This is a genomic window from Bacillus sp. A015, from assembly GCF_053851875.1.
The window spans coordinates 1-22,453 of sequence record NZ_JBSPZB010000001.1; the positions used below are offsets into that span (position 1 = coordinate 1).

Here is a 22,453-nt window from a genome sequence, read left to right on the forward strand (position 1 = left end):
TCATTCCTCACTAAAGTCTGAAACGTTCTATCTTAACAGCATTGATCGAACGACGACCACCATCGTAGAACGCACTGTCAAAGAATACATTTATTATTATAACAACATTCGCATTCAAACGAAACTAAACAACCAATCACCGATAAACTATCGGCAATTGGCTGTATAAAGGTGTTTTGATCCCTGTCTCAAAAACGGGGGTCAGTCCCACCAGGTGGGGTTTTTCGAGCTTAGTTTAATTTTTCTTTTGCAAGTTGAACTGCATCATAGAAAGTTTTTAATTGCTCTTGAGGAATTTTCTTAAGCAATTGGTTGAAAATAAGTAATTCAGTAGATTTGAATCCAAGACCTTTTGCGATTTTTGAATCAATTACAACGTTTCCTTTTTTGTCTAGAACAAGTGCATCACCAGCAAGATCAGCAATTCTGATCACTGATTTGAAAAGCTTTTCGAATTTAGTTGCTTCTTCTTTAGTAAGACCAAGTTCAATCGCTTTTTCTGCATCAAAAACTAATTTTCCTTTTTCGTTTTTAGTGATGCTTTCACTGAAAACGATTGTAAGAACAGCTGCGCGATCTAAGAATTTCTCAGCAGTCGCCGCTTCTTCTTCAGTCAGACCGAGCTCAACAGCTTTTTTCACATCAAATGTGTAGTTGTTGTCTTCCTCAACAAATGAATTGATGAGAATGTTGATGACACGCTCGTTTTTCTCCAATAATTCTTTAATAATTTGTTGCTGCTCAAAAGGAATCCCTTTGAAAGTTGCAGCGCTTGCTTGCCCAGGAGCTACTGTTGTGAAAGTAAGAATGATAGCTAAAGCGAAAAATACAACAGAGCTGAGCGATTTGCTCAAAAACTTCTTCATGCTTCTTTTCTCTCCCTTTTCTGTTAAATTTTGTTGCAAGAACAGCATACCACGAGAAAGTTTGTGGAAGAATAGGAAAAATGTAATTTTGTGTTTGATTTTGGAGAACTATAAAAGTTCTTGTCGAAAAATAGAGAGGTTCAGATTGCTTATATTTGCCAAGTCTATATGCTATTTTCAGTCTGATTACTCGGGTTTTAATAGGTGATTGGTCTTGTTTTTGCTCAAAATAAAAAACCTTCTACATGTAGAAGGTAAAAGGCTTTTGAAAAAATTTATGATTGCACGTTTAATTTTCTTTTTAATGTAAATCCTGTACCCATGAAAATCAAGGCGAACACGATACTAAGGCATGTTCCCAGTATGCTTTTTTCTGCAACAGATACCCCAATAAACGCCATACTGACGACTGCAAGTAAAGCACATAATAATAGAAGCCATTTGATTTGTTTCATTTATCTCCATCCCTTTTTTTAGAGTTAATATAAGTTTACAGAAAAACGATCGGATTTTAAAGGGGATTGTGATATAATATGAAAGTTATCTAATTATTTTAGGAGATGAAAATGTGAAACTTCGAAAAGATCTTCGCAACATCGCAATTATTGCCCACGTTGACCATGGTAAAACGACGCTTGTTGACCAATTGCTCCATCAAGCTGGTACTTTCCGTGCGAATGAAAATATCGCTGAGAGAGCCATGGATTCAAATGATTTAGAGCGAGAGCGCGGTATTACGATTTTAGCTAAAAATACTGCGATCCATTATAAAGATACACGCATTAATATTTTAGATACACCAGGACACGCCGATTTCGGTGGTGAGGTTGAGCGTATCATGAAAATGGTAGATGGTGTACTTCTCGTGGTGGACGCTTATGAAGGCTGTATGCCTCAAACACGATTTGTGCTGAAAAAAGCACTTGAGCAAAACTTAACACCAATTGTTGTTGTCAATAAAATTGACCGCGACTTTGCTCGTCCGGCTGAAGTAGTCGATGAAGTCATTGACTTGTTCATTGAATTGGATGCAACAGAAGAACAGCTTGAATTCCCAGTTGTGTATGCATCAGCAATCAATGGTACGGCAAGTAATGATCCGAGCAAGCAAGATGAAAACATGGAATCTTTGTTTGAAGCAATTGTCAACCATATTCCATGCCCAATTGATAACCATGAAGAGCCGCTTCAATTCCAAGTGGCGCTACTTGATTACAATGATTATGTTGGAAGAATTGGAATCGGCCGTGTATTCAGAGGAACAATGCAAGTAGGACAGCAAGTGGCCCTGATGAAAGTTGATGGCAGTGTGAAACAATTCCGTGTGACAAAGATTTTTGGTTTCCAAGGGTTAAAACGAGTGGAAATCAATGAAGCGAAAGCTGGAGATCTTGTCGCTGTATCTGGTATGGAAGACATCAACGTAGGTGAAACAGTTTGTCCGGTAGAACACCAAGAGGCACTGCCAATCCTTCGTATTGATGAGCCGACACTTCAAATGACGTTTGTTGTCAATAACAGCCCATTTGCAGGCCGTGAAGGAAAATACGTGACTTCACGTAAAATTGAAGAACGTTTAGAGCAGCAGCTTCAAACAGATGTAAGTCTTCGCGTGGATCCAACTGATTCACCTGATGCTTGGGTTGTATCTGGACGCGGAGAGCTTCACTTATCGATTCTGATTGAGAATATGAGACGTGAAGGGTTTGAATTACAAGTATCGAAGCCAGAAGTTATTGTAAAAGAAGTGGATGGTGTTCGATGCGAGCCTGTAGAACGCGTTCAAATTGATGTACCAGAAGAGCACACTGGCTCTATCATGGAATCAATGGGTGCAAGAAAAGGTGACATGATTGACATGATCAATAATGGTAACGGTCAAGTTCGCCTGATCTTTACAGTTCCATCACGTGGTTTAATCGGATATACAACTGAATTTCTTTCATTAACTCGTGGTTTTGGTATTCTGAACCATACGTTTGACAGCTATCAGCCGATGCAGTCTGGCCAAGTTGGCGGACGCCGTCAAGGTGTACTTGTTTCAATGGAAACAGGCAAAGCAACTTCTTACGGAATCCAAGGCGTTGAAGAGCGTGGTGTGATTTTTGTTGAGCCGGGTACTGAAGTGTATCAAGGAATGATTGTTGGTGAGCATAACCGTGAGAACGACCTTGTTGTCAACGTTAGCCGTATGAAACAACAAACGAACGTACGTTCAGCGACAAAAGATCAAACGGTTAGTATGAAAAAACCACGTATTATGTCACTTGAGGAATCTCTTGAGTACCTTAATGAAGACGAATACTGTGAGGTTACACCAGAATCCATTCGTCTAAGAAAGAAAATTTTAGATAAAAACGAACGTGAGAAAGCGGCGAAGAAGAAAAAGCTAGCAGGATTATCATAATTCCATGAAGAATTAAAAAGATAGAACCCTGAAAGATAAGGGGAGGGAATCTTTTGAATGATCAGGAAGTAAGTGAGAATCTATCCTTTTTCGCGATGCTGTTTCGTGTCGATGAAAATCCGCAAACAGGGATGTGGCTCCTATATGGCACCATCCTTGTTTTAGCGATTATTGTTTTTAAGCTCGGCTTTGCTAGACGTTTACCGATTTTAAAAGCGCTCGTGATTTATTTGTTTTTGATTTTTGGCTGTACGTTTCTCACATTTCTAGGAATCTTCTTGCCAGTAGCGGAAGGCCTGGTAGTGGCAGCTGCCATTTTGATTATTTATAAAATAAGGCTGCATCGTGCGAAAAAAGAAGGAACAGTAAATACGTAAAAAAGACCTGAACATGTGTCAGGTCTTTTTTATGTTTTTTGTTCTTTTTTTCCTTTTTTCTTCTTTTTCTCTTTCGTCGCAGGATCTTGATAAAGAGAGAATCTGCCAGTTTTGATGCGTGCTTCTGTCTTTACTTTAATTCTTTCCTGGCAGTCATCGCACATATATGTATGAATCGGTCGATTTCTTAACCGCTTAGCAACGAGTGTATCATCATCAATGGTTTCAAGCTTTTCACATAATGAGCACTTCACTCTCATCATTTTCACCTCACTTTATTGCATTCATTATAGCATGTTTTCTGGACCACTTGAAATCAGCGTAGAAAAAGGCTTATATCACAGGAGATATAAGCCGTTCTCATTATTTCTTCTGATTCATATGATGGTTTGATTGATCGTTTTGATTTTTGTCTAACTGCTTTTGATCGTTTTGTTTGAGCTGATCATTCGGATCATTTGTCGGGTCCGTTTCGCTACGATCGATTTCATTTCGCGGCATTTCTGGCATCACACGTCCGACAATGGCAGCTAGTTCATCCATAATACCACTTACAGGACGGCCTGCTTGAATTTCTTTGCCCATTTCTTTTAAACGGCTGACTGTATCTGGGTCAGCGACCACAACAGCATTCGCACCCTCTGGGTCATTTTTTAGCGCTTTTGCAACTGAATATTTAATGGTTTCTACTTTGCTTCTATCTAAATCATCTTTTACATCAATGCCAACAACAGCATAGCGGCCGATGACGATAGCCGTTGCATCATTTACATCTGCTACGTGCTCGGTCACATTGACAAGATGCTGCGCAACATCTGTTGATGGGCGGGCTTGATTGGTATTTTTCTTGGTTGAGTCTGACACCCGTACTAAATGCTGGCGTCCATCTTGCTTGTCCAAAGCCTCTGGCTTTTCCTGCTGCTGGCAAGCGCCCAACAGAAAGATGGTATGAATCATGAATAATGTAACAAATAGTCGCATGTGTATTCCCTCCTTCACAAACTGCATGATTTATTTTATTGTTGAATTAACCTTCTAACTTTATTCATGAAAACATATATTTTAACAATCGTTTTGGGAAAGACAAGGATGAATGAAACCCCGATCAGGAGGCGAAGGACCTGAGTAAAATTTATGTATTAGACACGAATGTGTTATTACAGGATCCGAATTCAATCTTTTCATTTGAAGACAATGAGGTCGTCATTCCGGCCGTTGTGTTAGAAGAAGTAGACTCTAAAAAGAGATATATGGACGAGGTTGGGCAAAATGCTCGGCGCGTTTCACGTTTAATCGACGGTTTGAGATCGAAAGGGAAACTGCATGAAAAAATTACGCTAGAGTCAAAAGGGACGCTGCGCATTGAACTGAATCACCGCTCTTTCCACGAGCTTCAAGAAATTTTCATTGAAAAAACGAACGATAATCGGATTTTGGCTGTCGCGAAGAATTTGAGCTTAGAGGAAGAAACAAAGCCTCATGGGCGGCCTGTCATTTTAGTCAGCAAGGATGTCTTAGTGCGAGTGAAGGCAGATGCTATTGGGCTGCAAGCAGAGGATTTCTTAAGTGATCGTGTGTTGCAAAATGAAGACATTGATAATGGCTATCACGAGCTCTATATTCCAACTGAGCAGTTAAATACATTTTATAAGCAAAATCAGTTATACGTAAAAGACGTCACCAATGCCTCGTTAAACCCTCATCAATTCGTCATTATGAAGGGAAATGAAGGGGGGTCTGCTATAGGAATGCTTGATCAAAAAGGAGAGCTCGTCAAGCGTCTCATTTATGATCAAGAACATATTTGGGGAATCCGCCCGAAAAATGTCCAGCAGACAATGGCGCTAGAGTTGCTTTTACGACGTGATATCCCGCTCGTGACGCTCATCGGAAAAGCGGGGACAGGCAAAACATTGCTTGCACTTGCTGCTGGATTGATGCAAACAGAGGATTTCGGCATGTTTAAAAAGCTCATCGTGGCCCGCTCAATTGTTCCTGTTGGTAAGGATTTAGGCTACTTGCCAGGAGAGAAGGAAGAGAAGCTCAGGCCGTGGATGCAGCCGATCTATGACAATTTAGAATTTTTATTTAATACAAAAAAACCTGGAGAACTTGATGCGATCTTAGCGGGTATTGGTTCTATTCAAGTGGAGGCTTTAACGTATATCCGTGGAAGAAGTATACCTGATCAATTTATCATCATTGATGAGGCGCAAAATTTAACAAAACACGAAGTGAAAACATTATTAACGCGAGTTGGAGAGGGAAGTAAAATTGTGCTGATGGGGGATCCAGAGCAGATTGATCATCCTTATTTAGATAGCTTAAATAATGGGCTTACGTATGTCATTGAGCGTTTCAAAGGGCAACAAATATCTGGACATGTCAAGCTTGTCAAAGGAGAAAGATCTGGACTTGCACAGCTTGCAGCTGATTTGTTATAGTCCAGACCCTCTATCTTATGTAATGATTAGCTCTTTTACACCTTTAATCGGCCGAGTTAAGTTGGACTGATCCTCGAAATAAACGTGGATTGGTCCTTCTTCTGTAATAGGCTTTCCATTTTGGCTGAAATGAGCAATGCTTTCCATTGCCTTAGAAAGCGGCACAGCAATTGTTTCCGTTTCTGTGACAAATTCACACGTTGCCGCCTCATCAAGCGGTTCTGCATTTTTCAGCATGTCGCCAAGCTTCATACCGAAGCTGCCTGTGACGAGTCTTTCTTTTTCGTACTTCTTCTCTGTTTTTAAAGTGGGTGGAAGTGTTTGACCTTCTCTTATGACCCGCTCTTGGTCAAGCTCCTGATCAAGCTGATTCTCTTCACTTGCTGCGCTTTTCTCAAAAAATGAATCCATTAAAAATTTGCGGTCATCAAAAATCCACACACTTGGATCAATGGTGATCTTGTACCGTACGTTCCCCTTAATTTGAATAATGCTCATGTTCAAGACAACCCCTTTCCATCATAAATTATAGAAGTTTTCGCCCGCTTTGTCACTTTCATAAACATGCTTCTCTTTGTACACACTAACCTTACATGAAAGATAGGGAGGATTTTGGGCATGGCGTGTCGTGACAATGAAGAGCTTCAGCGATTTGTAGAAGAAGCAAAAAAAGTCGCCAAAAATGGCAAAGTAGCATCCTATATTCCCGCTCTCGGTAAAGCGGATCAGACAGATTTATCTGTGGCTGTTTATCATGTGAGTAATACTTGCCACTCGGCGGGAGATGTAGATAAACGCTTTACCCTTCAAAGTATTTCAAAAGTATTAGCACTTGCGCTCGTGCTCTCAGAAGAAGGGCCAAAAAAAGTATTTCAATTTGTTGGGCAGGAACCAACAGGCGACCCGTTTAATTCGATGATTAAACTTGAAACAGCAAGCCCGAATAAGCCGCTGAATCCAATGATTAATGCAGGAGCGCTCGCAGTCACAAGTTTAATAAAAGGTGCGACGCCGCAAGATCAGCTCAACCGACTACTTGCTTTTATTAGAGAGCTTGCAAATGACACAAGCATTACATACTGCAAAGAAACAGCTGCTTCCGAATTTGAGACATCGATGATTAACCGCGCCATGTGCTATTACATGAAGCAATATCATATCATTAGAGGGAATGTAGAAGAGGTCATGGACGTCTATACGAAACAATGTGCCATCATGATGAACAGCTTGGATTTGGCGAAAATCGCTTGTGTTTTTTCATTAGACGGCAGGCATCCAGAGACGGGGAAGCAGATCCTTTCAAAAGATGTCGCTAGAATTTGTAAAACCTTTATGGTGACTTGCGGAATGTACAATGCAAGCGGAGAATTTGCCATTAATATCGGGATTCCTGCCAAAAGCGGTGTCTCCGGCGGGATTATGGGGGCAGCGCCATATGATTTTGGGATTGGCATCTTTGGGCCTGCGCTGGATGAGAAAGGGAATAGTATTGCTGGTATTAAGCTGCTTGAGCTCATGAGTGAAAAATATGAAATGAGTATCTTTTAACAACTTGTGCCTTCTTTTTATTTTTACAAAGCGAACTGTACAAATCTGCTTGCAATTTTGGGCGTTTCGCTTTATGATAAATAGAAGAATTAGGTACTCGCCTGGGGAACGGAGGGATACTTTTGGCGTCAGAAATTTTAGTCGATCATCGGCAAAAAGCACTGTCTTTATTAAAATTGGATGCAGATAAAATTTTAAAATTGATCCAAGTGCAAATGGACAACTTAACGATGCCGCAATGTCCTCTTTATGAAGAGGTTTTAGATACTCAAATGTTCGGATTATCGAGAGAAATTGATTTTGCTGTCCGACTTGGATTAGTTGATCAACATGAAGGCAAGAAACTACTCGATAAACTTGAGAGAGAGCTTTCCGCACTTCATGATGCGTTCACAAAAAAATAATGATTGAAAACTCAAACTTCCACAACATAAGTTTGAGTTTTTTTGTCCTCCATTTTCTTTTGATTGTTTGAGAACAAACGGACTTGATTCTTTCATGAATGACGAACAATATAAAAGAGGTAAAACGGGATCAAACGGAGAAAATGTAGTAGAATAAGAACAGCTAAGAGGATATCGAGCAGAAGAAACAGACGTTAGGAAGAGGATTATATGTTAAAGAGAATGCTAAAATCGTATGACTACTCATTATTGTTCGCCATTATATTAATTAGCGCATTCGGTTTGGTGATGGTGTATAGCTCAAGTATGATTACATCTGTCATCAGATATGATGCCGCGCCAGATAATTTTTTTAAGAAACAGCTTTTATTTATGATTGTTGGGGCGGTCATCTTGATCTTTACAGCTCTGGCTCCATATCAGCTGTTTTCAAATAAAAAATTCCAGATCGGTATGCTGCTGCTTTCTGTTGTTTCACTCATCTATGTGTACTTTGGCGGTCACATTGCAGGGAATGCTAGAAGCTGGATCAAAATAGGACCTTTTAGTCTTCAGCCAGCAGAATTTGTGAAGATTGTCGTCATTATCTATCTTGCTGCTGTGTATGCAAAAAAGCAGCACTATATTGATCATATTTTAAGAGGGGTCACACCTCCAATCGTGATTGTCTCCATCTTATGCGGCTTCATCATTTTGCAGCCAGACTATGGGACAGCCTTTATCATTGGCATGATTGCCTTTGCGATGATTTTATGCTCCGGCTTTAGCGGTAAAACGCTTGCGAAGCTGTTAGCGTTATTTAGTGCAGTGATGGTCGTTGTAACACCGTTTATTATGCTGTTTTGGGATAAAATTTTCACACAAAATCGTCTCGGACGTTTTGAAAGTTTCCAAGACCCATTTAAAGATGCAGGCGCCACTGGGCATCAATTGATTAATTCATATTATGCGATTGGATCAGGTGGTTTTTTTGGTCTTGGACTTGGAGAGAGTGTCCAAAAGTATGGGTATCTTCCAGAGCCGCATACAGATTTTATCATGGCGATCATCTCAGAAGAGCTTGGCTTTTTCGGTGTATTTTTTGTTCTAGCTCTACTTGGCTTCATCGTCGTGAAAGGTTTTTATATTGCGAGAAAGTGTGAGGATCCGTTTGGAAGTTTGCTTGCAATAGGAATTTCTTCGATGATTGCGATCCAAACATGTATCAATTTGGGTGGTGTTTCAGGTCTTATTCCAATCACTGGGGTGACACTTCCATTTATCAGCTACGGGGGATCGTCCATCATTTTATTAAGCGGATGTATGGGAATACTGCTGAATATCAGCATGTTCACTGAATATAAAGAGCGTTATAAAAAGAAAAGATCAATCAGCAAACCATCGCTTCAAAAAAATGGATTGCAGAAAACTTTGAATCTTTAGAAAACAAAAGTGTACAGTTTTCATTTCTTCCTTTATTATAGAGTACATATAAAATTTTAAGGGATATGGAGGAGTGAGAATGTCACAGAGAACAATTCAAAAGGTTCTAGTTGCAAACAGAGGGGAAATAGCTATCAGAGTCTTCAGGGCCTGTACGGAGCTTAATTTACGTACAGTGGCCATTTACTCCAAAGAAGACTCGGGCTCTTATCATCGCTATAAAGCAGATGAAGCATATCTAGTTGGAGAAGGGAAAAAACCGATTGATGCCTACCTTGATATCGAGGGGATCATCGAAATTGCAAAACGAAATGACGTGGATGCGATTCATCCAGGGTACGGATTTTTATCCGAAAACATTCATTTTGCAAGACGATGCGAAGAGGAAGGCATTCAATTTATCGGTCCAACTTCTCAGCATTTAGATATGTTTGGAGATAAAGTAAAGGCGAGAGATGAAGCGAAAAAAGCTGGAATTCCAGTTATTCCAGGAAGTGACGGGCCAGTTGATTCGGTCAAAGAAGTCGAAAAATTCGGTGAAGAATACGGTTACCCGTTTATTATTAAAGCGTCACTTGGCGGCGGCGGCCGAGGTATGCGGATTGTCAGATCAAAAGAGGAGCTGAATGAAGCCTATGACCGTGCAAAGTCAGAGGCGAAAGCTGCTTTTGGAAATGACGAAGTATACGTTGAGAAGCTGATTGAAAATCCGAAACATATTGAAGTGCAGGTGATTGGTGACAATCACGGCAATATCATTCATTTATATGAACGTGACTGCTCTGTCCAAAGGCGTCATCAAAAGGTCATTGAAGTTGCGCCAAGTGTGTCTCTTACAGATCAATTACGTGAAGACATCTGCGAAGCGGCTGTTAAGCTGGCTCGAAATGTGTCATATATTAACGCTGGGACTGTAGAATTCCTAGTGGCAAATGGTGAGTTTTATTTTATTGAAGTCAATCCTAGGGTACAGGTGGAACACACGATCACAGAAATGATCACAGGTGTCGATATCGTACAAACCCAAATTCTTGTCGCAAAGGGTCATGATCTCCATAGCAAGGAAGTCGGTATACCAAAGCAAGAAGATATCTTCACACATGGATTTGCCATTCAATCAAGGGTCACAACAGAGGATCCTTTGAATGACTTTATGCCGGACACAGGAAAAATTATGGCCTACCGTTCAGGCGGGGGATTTGGTGTACGCTTAGATACTGGGAACAGCTTCCAAGGTGCGGTCATTACACCTTATTACGATTCATTATTGGTCAAGCTGTCTACATGGGCGCTCACATTTGATCAGGCTGCTGCTAAAATGGTCCGTAATTTACAAGAATTCAGGATTCGCGGCATTAAAACGAATATCCCATTTCTTGAAAACGTGGCAAAGCATGAGAAGTTTCTAAAAGGGGAATACGATACGTCGTTTATCGATTCAACGCCAGAGCTATTTAATTTCCCTAAACAAAAAGACCGCGGAACAAAGATGTTGACTTATATTGGTAACGTGACCATTAATGGGTTCCCCGGTATCGCCGAGAAAAAGAAGCCTCATTTTGATAGACCAAATGTACCGAAGCTTCCTGTCCATGAAGAGGTTCCGTCTGGGACAAAACAGTTGTTAGATACGCATGGACCTGAGGGGCTCGCCAATTGGGTAAAAGAACAAAGCGATGTTCTTTTAACAGATACAACCTTTAGAGATGCGCATCAGTCTCTGCTTGCGACACGCTTTAGAACGCATGACTTAAAGAAAATTGCCCAGCCAACAGCGGGGTTATGGCCAGAGCTATTCAGTATGGAAATGTGGGGCGGTGCTACATTTGATGTTGCGTATCGTTTCTTAAAAGAAGATCCTTGGGAAAGACTGAAAGAGCTTCGTCAAGAAGTTCCAAACACGTTGTTCCAAATGCTTTTAAGATCATCAAACGCTGTCGGGTATACAAACTATGCGGACAATGTGATTAAAGCATTTGTCAAGGAATCGGCTGAGGCGGGCATTGATGTGTTCCGTATTTTTGACAGCTTAAACTGGGTCAAAGGCATGACGCTTGCCATTGATTCTGTTCGTGAATCAGGCAAAGTGGCTGAGGCAGCCATTTGTTATACGGGGGATATTCTTGATCCATCTCGTCCGAAATATGACCTTAAATACTATGTATCTCTTGCGAAGGAACTTGAATCCGCAGGCGCTCATATTTTAGGCATTAAAGATATGGCGGGATTATTAAAACCGCAGGCAGCTTACGAGCTTGTATCTGCTTTAAAAGATGAGCTGACCATCCCAATTCATCTTCATACGCATGACACGAGTGGAAATGGACTGTTCACCTATGCAAGAGCGATCGATGCAGGTGTTGATATTGTTGATGTTGCTGTCAGCTCTATGGCGGGGCTTACATCGCAGCCAAGTGCGAGCTCATTATACTATGCTTTAGATGGTCATGAAAGAAAGCCAGAAATGAATGTCAAAGCTGTAGAACGTCTTTCTCAATACTGGGATTCCGTCAGAAAATACTATCATGAGTTCGAAAGCGGCATGAATTCGCCGCATACAGAAATTTATGAGCATGAAATGCCTGGCGGTCAGTATAGTAACTTGCAGCAGCAGGCGAAAGGTGTAGGTCTTGACGACCGCTGGAATGAAGTAAAGGAAATGTACAGACGTGTGAATGACATGTTTGGTGATATTGTAAAGGTGACACCATCCTCTAAAGTGGTCGGAGATATGGCACTTTATATGGTGCAAAATGATCTAACAGAAGAGGATGTCTATGAAAAAGGAGCAACACTGGACTTCCCGGATTCTGTTGTTGAATTATTTAAAGGCTACTTAGGTCAGCCGCATGGCGGATTCCCAGAAAAACTGCAAAAGCTGATTTTAAAAGGGGAAGAGCCGCTGACTGTCAGACCAGGTGAGAAGTTAGAGCCAGTGGACTTTGAAGAAATTAAAAAGCAATTCAAAGAATCACATGACCTGACGTTGACAGAACAAGATGCGATTGCGTATGCCTTATACCCGAAAGTCTTTTCTGAATTTGTCCAAACAGCAGAAAGCTATGGTGACATCTCTGTTCTTGACACACCGACGTTTTTCTATGGGATGAGACTTGGTGAAGAGATTGAGGTGGAAATTGAAAAAGGAAAAACCCTCATTGTCAAACTCGTGTCAATTGGAGAACCGAATCCAGATGCCACAAGAGTTCTTTACTTTGAGCTAAATGGTCAGCCGCGTGAAGTGGTGATTAAGGATGAAAGCATCAAATCCTCCGTTCAAGAAAAAATGAAGGCGGATCGCTCAAATCCAAATCACATTGCCGCATCGATGCCAGGCACCGTAATCAAAGTGCTTGTTGAAAAAGGGCAGAAAATCTCGCAAGGTGAGCATTTGATGATCAATGAAGCCATGAAAATGGAAACAACCGTTCAAGCACCATTTTCTGCGGTCGTAGATGAAATTCATGTTACGAATGGAGAACCGATTCAAACCGGTGATCTGTTGATTGTATTAAAGCCTGAATAATGAGTGAGACACATCCGTAGCGATGTGTCTTTTTTTGAGCGTGCAGCGGCCTGAAAGAGTGATTACACTATAGAATGAGGTGAAGAAAGTTGAAAATCGTCGTGATTTGGTTTCGCCGAGATATGCGATTGAATGATCATATCGCCTTATCAAAAGCGATCACATATGCAAAAAAACACGAGTACAAATTATTTGCTTTTTATCATCTAGATCCTTTTTTTACTGAAATGGAGCTGGATTTAAACCATGAACATTTCTTTCAAAGCTTGGCTTATTTCGTCAAGGAAGCGAGAGAATCTCAAGTTTATGTTCACCTTCTCCATGATGATGTCTTGTCTGCCTTTCAGCAGGTCATGAATGTTTATGACATCAAAGCCGTCTTTTTTAATGAAGACCAAGTTGGAATCGGCCAAACACGTGACGATCAAGTATCCGATTTTTTAGAAGGAAAGGGCATTCATGTATTAAAGTGGCAAGATACACACCTTCATGGGGCGAGAGACATTTTAAAAGCGGATGGGTCTCATTATCAAGTGTTCACTCCATACTATCAATCATTGCGGAAGCAAGAGAAGCAGCCTGTGATAAAAATTGACAAATCATCTTTCAGTAGTGAGCACACGATTTGTGACGAGTCACTTTCGCAAAAAGGGGATAAAAAGCTACGAGGCATCATCAAGGGATGCTCAAGGAAATTTGATCAAATTGGTTCAGACAAAGCGATAAACACTCTGCACACCTTTATCCAAAAAAGACTGACGCGTTATCATGAGAAACGGGATATTCCGTCTGTCTTTGGAACGAGTAAACTGTCCCGGTTCTTAAAAACAGGAACCATTTCTATCCGGACGATCTTTCATGCTATCAATGAAGAAGCACTTTATGAAGACGAGGGCCGGGAAACCTTTATCAAAGAGCTGGCGTGGCGTGATTTTTATCATATGATTTTTGCGCACTATCCAGAGATGAAAGAAAAGGAAATCAATTCTTCATTTCAAGGGATGAAATGGAATGAAGATGAGACGCTTTTTGAAGCTTGGTGTAAAGGTGAGACAGGGTTTCCGCTCGTTGATGCAGGGATGAGGCAATTAAATGAAGAAGGCTGGATGCATAACCGCTTGCGAATGGTGACTGCTTCATTTTTAACAAAGGATTATTTGATTGATTGGAGAAAAGGCGAAGCGTATTTTGCGAAAAAACTCGTGGATTATGATGAGGCTTCAAATATCGGGGGATTTCAGTGGGCAGCCTCTGTCGGAACGGATGCTGTTCCTTACTTTCGCATTTTTAATCCAACGACCCAATCGAAACGGTTTGATCCAACCGGGGAATTTATCAGAAGATATGTACCTGAACTAAAACATGTCGAAGAAAAATGGATTCATGAACCAAGTAAAATGCCGATTGATGAACAAATGAAATCGGGATGTGTGCTAGGGGATGCATATCCACTGCCAACAGTCGATCATCAAGAAAGACGCAAAAAAGCCATTTCGCTATTTGAAAAAGCAAAACAACAATAAAAGAAATCCCCTTTCCGCATGGAAGGGGGATACAAACTTTTATCTAAATGGCTCTTTGCTTTCATATTTAAACCGGGCAATGAGTAAGCAGAAGTAGCATAGTACCCCAAACAAACAAGAAATAAAGAATGAATGAGCAAGCGCATAACCAAGTGCAAGGTGAGAATAAACAGACATCACACCTGAAATCGCTTGAAGTGTAATCAGAATGGCTGAAATGATCCATCCATAATACAACTGCTTCTGATCTTTATAATGTTTAATGGCATGGAACATAGCGACAAATATCCATACGAATAAAAGAAGTGCTGCTGCTCGGTGAGACATTTGGACCCACTGATTAAAGTACGCCGGAAGTGCGCCGTCTTTTGAACAAAATGGGAAGACAGAACAAGCAAGGCTTGATTTTGTGTGTCTCACATAAGCACCCGTATACACCACGATATACGTATATGTGATCAAGCCATAAATATGGAACTGCATTCTTTTTCCGATATGAAGCGGCTTCACAAGCTTTGTTTCAGATCTGGTTGCCTCAAACACAAGAAGGGCAAGCAGTAAGATTGAAGCAAAAGAAATCAGTGAAATACCGAAGTGCAGTGCCATGACAAGTGCGTTAGAACCAAACACAACAGCGAGTGCCCCTAACAGCGCTTGAAGCAGTAAGAATATAATGGACATGATGACCAAGAATTTGGTTTCACGGAATACTGGACTAATTTTTTTCCAGCATAAGATCGCCAGTGCCAGTACAAGAATGGTGGAAACCCCTGTTGACATGCGGTGACTCCATTCGATGATGGAAGCAGGGTTCATTTCAGGAAAGAAACGACCGTGGCAAAGGGGCCACTGCCGGCCGCAGCCAAGACCCGAGCCGGTTTTTGTAACAAGCGCACCGCCAATCAGAACGATCAGCATCACAAACGTTGTGACAACGCTCAATAGCCTTAAAGTAAATTTCATCAAATTATTTCACCTTCTCTAAAAAACTTCTGATACAAATAAAAACCTCACATGCTCTCAAGTTTAAGCCAAATGCGTGTTCTGTTGCAATTCATAATCACCAAAGTTCACAAAAAAATGATATGTTAGTTCACAAAGTTTACAGATTTAGAGTGCTTGATCTTTCTTTGACAGTCTGATAGAAATAGAGGAGAGAATATTTCATTTTGCACCGCCTTCTGAAACACACATCTATCCTAATAAATTCACGAAAAGTTCACAAATAACTTCAAGTTTGTCGTTTATTATTTAATAGGATGTTTTTTTACAGCTCTTTATCTTGTATGATAGAGTTGTAACGATTTTACGTTTCATTTGTTCGTTTGAAGGTTTGGGCAAGGGAGGTTATACACATTGGCAAATTCCAAAACAGCCGCGGAAGCAGCTATTCATGGACAAATAGAAGAAACAACAGCTTGGAAAGATTTTCTTGCTCTTATTAAAATGGGCATCGTCAATTCCAACTTCATTACAACATTTACTGGAATGTGGCTTGCTTTTTATTTTACAGATATGAGTTTCCTTGGGAATCTTGATATTGTTCTGTTAACAATGATTGGTTCTTCTCTTATTATTGCCGGTTCATGCGCCATTAATAATGCGTTTGACCGTGATATTGATATATTAATGGAAAGAACAAAAACAAGACCGACGGTTACAGGAAAAATTCAGCCGGGGCAAGCGTATGCATTTGGCATATTGCTTGTTGTACTTGGACTCATTATGCTTCTGATGACAACTATTACATCAGCAGTGATTGGATTTATCGGTGTCTTTACTTATGCCGTCCTTTACACTATGTGGTCTAAACGCCATTACACCATCAATACAGTCATTGGGAGTGTATCTGGTGCGGTTCCGCCATTAATCGGCTGGACAGCTGTCACAGGCACAATTGACACAACGGCTTGGGTTTTGTTTATGATTATGTTCATTTGGCAAATCCCGCACTTCCTGTCACTTGCGATTAAGAAAACGGAAGATTACCGCAAGGCAGGCATTCCAATGCTTCCAGTTGTCTATGGCTTTGAAGTTACAAAACGGCAAATTATCATTTGGACAGCATGTCTTCTTCCACTTCCATTTTTCTTAGGTGGATTAGGATGGCCGATTGTTGCTCTTGGCACATTACTAAACATTGGATGGCTCGTCATTGGCCTCATGGGCTTTAAAATGAAAGACATCATGAAGTGGTCTACACTGATGTTCGTTTATTCATTAAACTACTTAACCATCTTTTTCGTTGCGATGATTATTATTACACTATTCTAGAGTGGAATACACTTTGATCACATCAAAACAATGGCTATATCTTATAACACAACATTTTCTTACAACTATGAAAGCCGCCTGATATTCAGTTCTATTTAGGCGGCTTTCTGTTTATACATAGATGGTATTTTGAGTAAAAACATCATTTTTTTATGAAAAGAGGAAATGTAAGTGCTTTTATAAGGGCGGGGGTTATTGATGGGTGAAAAGTGATTTTATAAATAAGAGGTAAAAAGCGAAAGGCAAAGGAGATCAAGCAAAAGGGGTTGGGACAAATTATGATAAGAAAATGGCGTGTTTATTCACTGTTTCTCTTACTGACGCTCGTTTTGGCGGGCTGCGGTGAACCATACTTATCAACACTCAAGCCAGTTGGGGAAGTAGCAGATAAACAGTTTTTCCTAACGGTACTGAGTACACTCATTATGGTTCTTGTCGTCATTGTTGTATCGATCATTTTCTTTTACGTCATCATTAAATTCAAACGTTCTAAAGTGGGAGAAGATACGATTCCAAAACAGGTGGAAGGGAACCGTAACCTAGAAATTACGTGGACAGCGATTCCAATTCTTCTACTCATTATTCTCGTTGTACCTGTTGTGGCATACACGCTTGAGCTAGGGGATACAAGCGCTATGGATAAGAAAAAACGAGATCCTGAAAAGACACTTGTAGTGAATGTTAGAGCCAGCTTATATTGGTGGGAATTTGAATACCCTGATTATGGGATTGTCACAAGTCAGGAATTGATTGTACCGACAGATCAAAAGGTGTACTTTAAGCTGAAAGCATCCGATGTTAAGCACTCTTTCTGGATTCCATCGGCTGGCGGTAAAATCGATACTAATACTGACAATGAGAACAAATTTTATTTGAAATTTGATTCGAAACGAACGAAAGATGCAGGAGAATATTTCTACGGGAAATGTGCGGAGCTTTGTGGTCCATCACATGCTTTAATGGACTTTAAAGTTAAAACGCTTTCTCAAGATGAGTTTTTAGGGTGGGCCAAAAAAATGGCAGATTACAAGAAGCCTACATCCACGTCAGACCTAGCCCTAGAGGGTGAAAAACTATTTAAAGAGAAAAACTGCTTGAGCTGTCACGCAGTAGAGCCTGGGGACGAACGGCCTGAAGCGGCAAGGACTGCTCCAAACCTTGCGACCTTCGGAGAGAGAACGAAAGTAGCTGGAATTAAAGACATGAACAAAGAAAATGTGAAAGCATGGCTGAAAGATCCAGAAAGCTTTAAACCAGGTAATAAGATGACAGGGACGTATCCTAAATTAAATGACTCAGAAGCAGATGCACTCTACGAGTATTTAAAAGGTCTTAAAATAGAGTAATATCTAGAGCGTATGTTCAAATGGGTATGTGATCTATGTGAAGTTTTTGTTAAGAGCTCCCGAATATGTCTCTACAACCGAGAAGTAGTCATCTGTCAGACGCAGTCTGTTTTAAAGATCGTTAAGATAGACATCTATATGAAAAGGGGCAAATGGGAGATAAGAGGGGGATTTCATGGTGAGTACAATAGCTAAAAAGCGGGGGTTTGGCGCTGTCTTATGGGATTACTTGACGACGGTTGACCACAAAAAAATTGCCATACTATATTTAGTGGCAGGGGGATTTTTCTTTTTGGTTGGCGGCCTAGAAGCGATGTTTATCCGTATTCAGCTAGCCATCCCTGAAAATGATTTTGTTAGTGCAGGGGTTTACAATGAAATCATGACGATGCATGGAACGACAATGATTTTCCTTGCAGCAATGCCGCTTTTATTTGCATTAATGAATGCGGTTGTACCAATTCAAATTGGTGCACGTGACGTAGCATTTCCGTTTGTGAATTCACTTGGTTTTTGGCTATTCTTTTTCGGAGGAATTTTCTTAAACCTTGGCTGGTTCTTAGGCGGATCACCTGATGCAGGCTGGACTGCATACGCTTCGCTCACGCTGAATTCAGAAGGGCATGGCATGGATTTCTATATTTTAGGTTTGCAGATAGCGGGGATTGGTACGCTGATTGCTGGTATCAACTTTCTTGTGACGATCATTAATATGAGAGCGCCTGGTATGACGTATATGAGAATGCCGCTCTTCACTTGGACGACATTTGTCGCATCTGCACTCATTTTATTCGCATTCCCGCCGCTCACAGCAGGGCTTGCGATGCTGATGCTTGATAGAATGTTTGATACGAGCTTTTTCAATCCAGAGCTTGGAGGGAATACGATCATCTGGGAGCATTTGTTCTGGATTTTCGGACACCCGGAAGTATATATCTTGATCCTGCCAGCATTCGGAATTTTCTCTGAGATCATTCCAGTGTTTGCAAGAAAAAGATTGTTCGGCTACTCGTCAATGGTGTTCGCCACTGTATTGATTGGTTTCCTAGGGTTCATGGTGTGGGCGCATCACATGTTCACAACGGGGCTTGGACCTATTGCAAATGCGATCTTTGCCGTAGCCACTATGGCGATTGCGGTGCCAACAGGGATTAAAGTATTTAACTGGCTGCTCACCATATGGGGCGGTAACGTGAAGTTTACGACAGCGATGCTGTATTCCGTTGCATTCATTCCGTCATTCTTACTTGGCGGGGTAACCGGTGTCATGCTTGCAGCAGCTGCAGCTGATTATCAGTTCCATGATACGTACTTTGTTGTGGCGCATTTCCACTACGTGATTATCGGTGGTGTGGTATTCGGTATATTAGCAGGTGTGCATTACTGGTGGCCTAAAATGTTTGGAAAAATACTCAATGAGAAGCTTGGGAAAATTGGCTTTGTGCTCTTTTTCATCGGTTTCCATTTAACCTTCTTTATCCAGCATTTCTTGGGGTTATGGGGCATGCCGCGCCGTGTCTTTACGTTCCTGCCAGGTCAGGGCCTTGAGCTTGGGAACTTGATCAGTACAATAGGTGCTTTGTTTATGTTTGTAGCAGTTGTCATCATGCTGATTAACGTCATCTGGACAACAGCAAAAGGGGAGCGTGTATCGAGCGATCCTTGGGGAGATGGAAGAACGCTTGAATGGGCAGTGTCTTCACCTCCGCCAGAATATAACTTTAAACAGCTTCCACTAGTAAGAGGACTTGATCCATTATGGATTGAGAAAATGGATGGGAAAAAAGGAATGACAGCATCTGAACCGCTCGATGATATTCACATGCCGAATAATTCCATCTTACCTGTCATTATCTCATTCGGTCTATTTGTGTCAGCGTTTGGCTTCATGTATCGTCAAGAGCACAGCTGGGGGCTTCCGGTGATCTTCATTGGTCTTGGCATTACGTTTGCGACCATGCTGGTCAGGTCTCTTAAAGATGATCATGGATACCATATTCACAAAGAAGATTTGACCGATGACGATGATAAAGGGGTGAAAGCATAATGGAACCACAAAAAATGACAGCGGAAACCTTTCCGGCTTCGCCTGAGAAAGCCACGTTAGAAGGAAAGAATAAGTTCGTCGGATTCTGGTTGTTTCTTGGGGGAGAAACTGTTCTGTTTGCATCTTTGTTTGCCACTTACTTGGCGCTGAAAAACTCAAATGCAGGCGGAGCAAAAACCACTGATATGTTTGACATCACAATTGTCTTTATCGCCACAATGCTCCTGTTAACGAGCAGTTTAACGAGTGTGTATGCGATGTATCATATGAAAAACTTTGCCTTTAAAAAAATGCAGCTTTGGCTCGGCGTGACCGTTCTATTAGGTGCTGGATTTTTAGGGGTTGAGATTTATGAGTTTTATCACTATGTGCATGCGTATGAATTTACGATTACCAGCTCTGCACTTGGCTCTGCCTTCTATACACTTGTAGGAACTCACGGAGCTCACGTCGCCTTCGGACTATGCTGGATTACCGCTCTTATGATTCGGAATATGAGACGCGGGCTAGATTTATACAATGCGCCAAAATATTATGTGGCAAGTCTTTATTGGCACTTCATTGATGTTGTGTGGGTCTTCATCTTTACCGTTGTATATTTAATGGGAATGGTGGGATAAGAATGGGAAATAAAAACACAAATCAGTCCAAAGTTGATCTTGTATACCGTAAAAAGAAAAATGCCGAAGAAATGAAGCATCAGCTCATTTCTTTCGGCTTGATGATTGGATTAACATTTGTTGCATTTTTAACGATCGCCTCTGAAGACGTCGGGAATTGGTTCGCAGTACCATTTATTTTACTGCTTGCAGGCATTCAGGTGGCCTTTCAGCTTTATTATTTTATGCACATGAACCAAAAAGGGCATGAAACACCCGCGTTGTTTCTTTACTCAGGTGTATTTGTCGCGTTTATTACCGTTTTAGCCTTTTTGACCATTATTTGGTGGTAAGCCCGCTTTGCCCTTGAAGGAGGCGCAGCAATGGAGAACTTAGAGATATTCGGATTTCGAGCATTATGGAGTCCCTACTATTTGATTTGTATTGTATTAGCAGCTGCTTTTTATCTACTTCTCGTTACAAAGGGAAAGCACCGTGCGACGGTGAAAGAGAAAACGCTATTTCTGACTGGGCTTGTACTGTTATATGCCGTGAAAGGCAGCCCAATTGATTTAATGGGGCATATTATGTTCAGCGCACATATGGCGCAAATGGCGGTACTATATTTAGTCATCCCGCCACTCCTGATCACAGGTTTACCTGCGGCCATTTGGGAGCGGATCATTCAAACACCAGGCATTCAGGCTATTTTCCGTTTGTTTTCCAAGCCTTTGATTGCTCTGCTTGGGTTTAACGGGTTGTTTTCGCTTTATCACATCCCGCTTGTGTTTGATTTTGTGAAGACAGATCCGTTTTATCATGCGTTGATGACGGTTGTTATTTTTATCGCTGCCTTTTTCATGTGGTGGCCGCTTGTCCATAAAGTCCAAAGTCAGCCGCAGATCACAGGCATTTTAAAGCTTGGTTATATCATGGCAGACGGTATATTGATGACACCTGCCTGCGCACTCATCATGTTTAGTGATGCACCGATCTATGCGACCTATTCAGATGCCGGCGCGTGGATACAAGCTCTGCATCTATGTGTGCCAAGCGATATGCTTGCAGGTCTTGCACTAACTGGCCCTGATATGTTTCATACCTTGCCGCTGCTGGAGGATCAGCAGCTAGGCGCTATTTTGATGAAAATTATTCAGGAGATCGTTTATGGATCTATTCTTGCTGTTGTGTTCTTTGATTGGGCAAGAAAAGAAAGAGCGAAAGATGCCGTGCCAGATGCGCTCATTCCGAAATATGAATAAATTTAAAGCACAGCCGCTTGGGCTGTGCTTTGTTTTATGCTTCAGCAGTCATTGATTCTAGTTTTTCTTTCAGTCGGTCAAGCGTTTGTTTGCTTGATTGGATAAGAGGTTTAGGGAAATCTTCGTCTTCGCCGTATTCTACACCATGCGGATAATAATGTTTTCCAAGTAAAGGTGTCAGAAGCTGAATGTGTGCCTTTTTGGAACCGACATCTCCTTCAGTGGCGTAGCCAGAGATCCGTAAATAAAATGTCCCTTCAACCATACTATACTTTCTGTCATACGTCACACGCTCATAATCCCATTGATCGGCTCGTACAAATCCTTCACTTTCCATGATGAAATCTAATTTATTTAAGTCAGCTGATACCTTTTCAATCCCCGTACTTTCAAACTTCACCCAAAACC

Annotated in this window: 22 protein-coding genes; 15 read left to right on the forward strand and 7 right to left on the reverse strand. The window is 41.1% G+C overall.

The genetic code is table 11. The features are described 5' to 3' along the window. The coding region (locus ACSLGF_RS00005; RefSeq protein WP_456001767.1) for an IS3 family transposase at positions 1-169 on the forward strand (169 nt) is incomplete at its 5' end. A 61-nt stretch (positions 170-230) separates the two neighbouring features. On the opposite strand, the gene ACSLGF_RS00010 is transcribed toward ACSLGF_RS00005, so the two are convergent. Continuing rightward, positions 231-866, reverse strand: a complete 636-nt coding sequence (locus ACSLGF_RS00010) for a hypothetical protein (protein ID WP_456001297.1) — start codon at positions 864-866, stop codon at positions 231-233. Positions 867-1,141: 275 nt separating this feature from the next. After that, complete coding sequence (locus ACSLGF_RS00015) at positions 1,142-1,321, reverse strand: DUF5325 family protein (protein ID WP_099725978.1); 180 nt, start codon at positions 1,319-1,321, stop codon at positions 1,142-1,144. Between the two features lie 113 nt (positions 1,322-1,434). On the opposite strand from ACSLGF_RS00015, the gene typA reads away from it, so the two are divergent. Then, on the forward strand, positions 1,435-3,273 hold the full coding sequence (typA, locus tag ACSLGF_RS00020) for a translational GTPase TypA (RefSeq protein WP_456001299.1): 1,839 nt from the start codon (positions 1,435-1,437) through the stop codon (positions 3,271-3,273). 95 nt (positions 3,274-3,368) lie between these two features. Beyond that, positions 3,369-3,650, forward strand: a complete 282-nt coding sequence (locus ACSLGF_RS00025; protein WP_044334035.1) for a YlaH-like family protein — start codon at positions 3,369-3,371, stop codon at positions 3,648-3,650. A gap of 29 nt (positions 3,651-3,679) precedes the next feature. Here the strand turns inward: ACSLGF_RS00025 and ACSLGF_RS00030 are convergent, their stop codons facing one another. Together ACSLGF_RS00030 and ACSLGF_RS00035 are read right to left on the reverse strand one after the other, a co-directional pair. After that, the gene (locus ACSLGF_RS00030) at positions 3,680-3,910 is read right to left on the reverse strand and encodes a YlaI family protein (protein WP_012009835.1); all 231 of its coding nucleotides are present in this window, start codon (positions 3,908-3,910) and stop codon (positions 3,680-3,682) included. Between the two features lie 103 nt (positions 3,911-4,013). Then, on the reverse strand, positions 4,014-4,631 hold the full coding sequence (locus ACSLGF_RS00035; protein WP_456001301.1) for a YhcN/YlaJ family sporulation lipoprotein: 618 nt from the start codon (positions 4,629-4,631) through the stop codon (positions 4,014-4,016). A gap of 140 nt (positions 4,632-4,771) precedes the next feature. Between ACSLGF_RS00035 and ACSLGF_RS00040 the strand changes: the two genes are divergently transcribed. Then, positions 4,772-6,094: a PhoH family protein gene (locus ACSLGF_RS00040; RefSeq protein ID WP_456001770.1), complete on the forward strand. Its 1,323-nt coding sequence runs from the start codon at positions 4,772-4,774 to the stop codon at positions 6,092-6,094. Between the two features lie 15 nt (positions 6,095-6,109). On the opposite strand, the gene ACSLGF_RS00045 is transcribed toward ACSLGF_RS00040, so the two are convergent. Beyond that, positions 6,110-6,592 (reverse strand): peptidyl-prolyl cis-trans isomerase, encoded by a 483-nt coding sequence (locus ACSLGF_RS00045; RefSeq protein ID WP_456001304.1) that lies wholly within the window; start codon positions 6,590-6,592, stop codon positions 6,110-6,112. Positions 6,593-6,712: 120 nt separating this feature from the next. Between ACSLGF_RS00045 and glsA the strand changes: the two genes are divergently transcribed. The 5 genes from glsA (at position 6,713) to ACSLGF_RS00070 (ending at position 14,517) form a co-directional block, all read left to right on the forward strand. After that, positions 6,713-7,642 carry a glutaminase A gene (gene glsA / locus ACSLGF_RS00050; protein ID WP_456001307.1) on the forward strand — a complete coding sequence of 310 codons (930 nt, stop codon included), beginning with the start codon at positions 6,713-6,715 and terminating at the stop codon, positions 7,640-7,642. A gap of 122 nt (positions 7,643-7,764) precedes the next feature. Further along, a complete protein-coding gene (locus ACSLGF_RS00055) occupies positions 7,765-8,046 on the forward strand; it encodes a YlaN family protein (protein ID WP_034318078.1) in 282 nt (93 codons plus the stop codon). Positions 8,047-8,256: 210 nt separating this feature from the next. Next, the gene (gene ftsW, locus ACSLGF_RS00060) at positions 8,257-9,468 is read left to right on the forward strand and encodes a putative lipid II flippase FtsW (protein WP_456001310.1); all 1,212 of its coding nucleotides are present in this window, start codon (positions 8,257-8,259) and stop codon (positions 9,466-9,468) included. A gap of 79 nt (positions 9,469-9,547) precedes the next feature. Then, complete coding sequence (pyc, locus tag ACSLGF_RS00065; protein WP_456001313.1) at positions 9,548-12,994, forward strand: pyruvate carboxylase; 3,447 nt, start codon at positions 9,548-9,550, stop codon at positions 12,992-12,994. 89 nt (positions 12,995-13,083) lie between these two features. Further along, positions 13,084-14,517, forward strand: a complete 1,434-nt coding sequence (locus ACSLGF_RS00070) for a cryptochrome/photolyase family protein (protein ID WP_456001316.1) — start codon at positions 13,084-13,086, stop codon at positions 14,515-14,517. A 39-nt stretch (positions 14,518-14,556) separates the two neighbouring features. Here ACSLGF_RS00070 and ACSLGF_RS00075 read toward each other — a convergent pair whose 3' ends face one another. Beyond that, positions 14,557-15,480: a COX15/CtaA family protein gene (locus ACSLGF_RS00075; protein WP_456001318.1), complete on the reverse strand. Its 924-nt coding sequence runs from the start codon at positions 15,478-15,480 to the stop codon at positions 14,557-14,559. 393 nt (positions 15,481-15,873) lie between these two features. On the opposite strand from ACSLGF_RS00075, the gene cyoE reads away from it, so the two are divergent. The 6 genes from cyoE (at position 15,874) to ctaG (ending at position 22,045) form a co-directional block, all read left to right on the forward strand. Then, complete coding sequence (gene cyoE / locus ACSLGF_RS00080) at positions 15,874-16,791, forward strand: heme o synthase (protein ID WP_024424777.1); 918 nt, start codon at positions 15,874-15,876, stop codon at positions 16,789-16,791. A 278-nt stretch (positions 16,792-17,069) separates the two neighbouring features. Beyond that, entirely contained in the window at positions 17,070-18,137 is a 1,068-nt protein-coding gene (gene coxB / locus ACSLGF_RS00085) for a cytochrome c oxidase subunit II (protein ID WP_456001321.1), read from the forward strand. 175 nt (positions 18,138-18,312) lie between these two features. Then, positions 18,313-20,184 carry a cytochrome c oxidase subunit I gene (gene ctaD / locus ACSLGF_RS00090; RefSeq protein ID WP_456001323.1) on the forward strand — a complete coding sequence of 624 codons (1,872 nt, stop codon included), beginning with the start codon at positions 18,313-18,315 and terminating at the stop codon, positions 20,182-20,184. Continuing rightward, a complete protein-coding gene (gene ctaE / locus ACSLGF_RS00095) occupies positions 20,184-20,804 on the forward strand; it encodes a cytochrome c oxidase subunit III (protein WP_456001325.1) in 621 nt (206 codons plus the stop codon). Before ctaD ends, ctaE begins: the two co-directional genes overlap by 1 nt. A 2-nt stretch (positions 20,805-20,806) precedes the next feature. After that, positions 20,807-21,136, forward strand: coding sequence for a cytochrome c oxidase subunit IVB (gene ctaF / locus ACSLGF_RS00100; protein WP_024426910.1), 330 nt, complete (start codon positions 20,807-20,809; stop codon positions 21,134-21,136). A 30-nt stretch (positions 21,137-21,166) separates the two neighbouring features. Next, entirely contained in the window at positions 21,167-22,045 is an 879-nt protein-coding gene (ctaG, locus tag ACSLGF_RS00105) for a cytochrome c oxidase assembly factor CtaG (RefSeq protein WP_456001327.1), read from the forward strand. 34 nt (positions 22,046-22,079) lie between these two features. Here ctaG and ACSLGF_RS00110 read toward each other — a convergent pair whose 3' ends face one another. Continuing rightward, positions 22,080-22,445: a YugN family protein gene (locus tag ACSLGF_RS00110; RefSeq protein WP_456001329.1), complete on the reverse strand. Its 366-nt coding sequence runs from the start codon at positions 22,443-22,445 to the stop codon at positions 22,080-22,082. Positions 22,446-22,453: the final 8 nt, after the last annotated feature.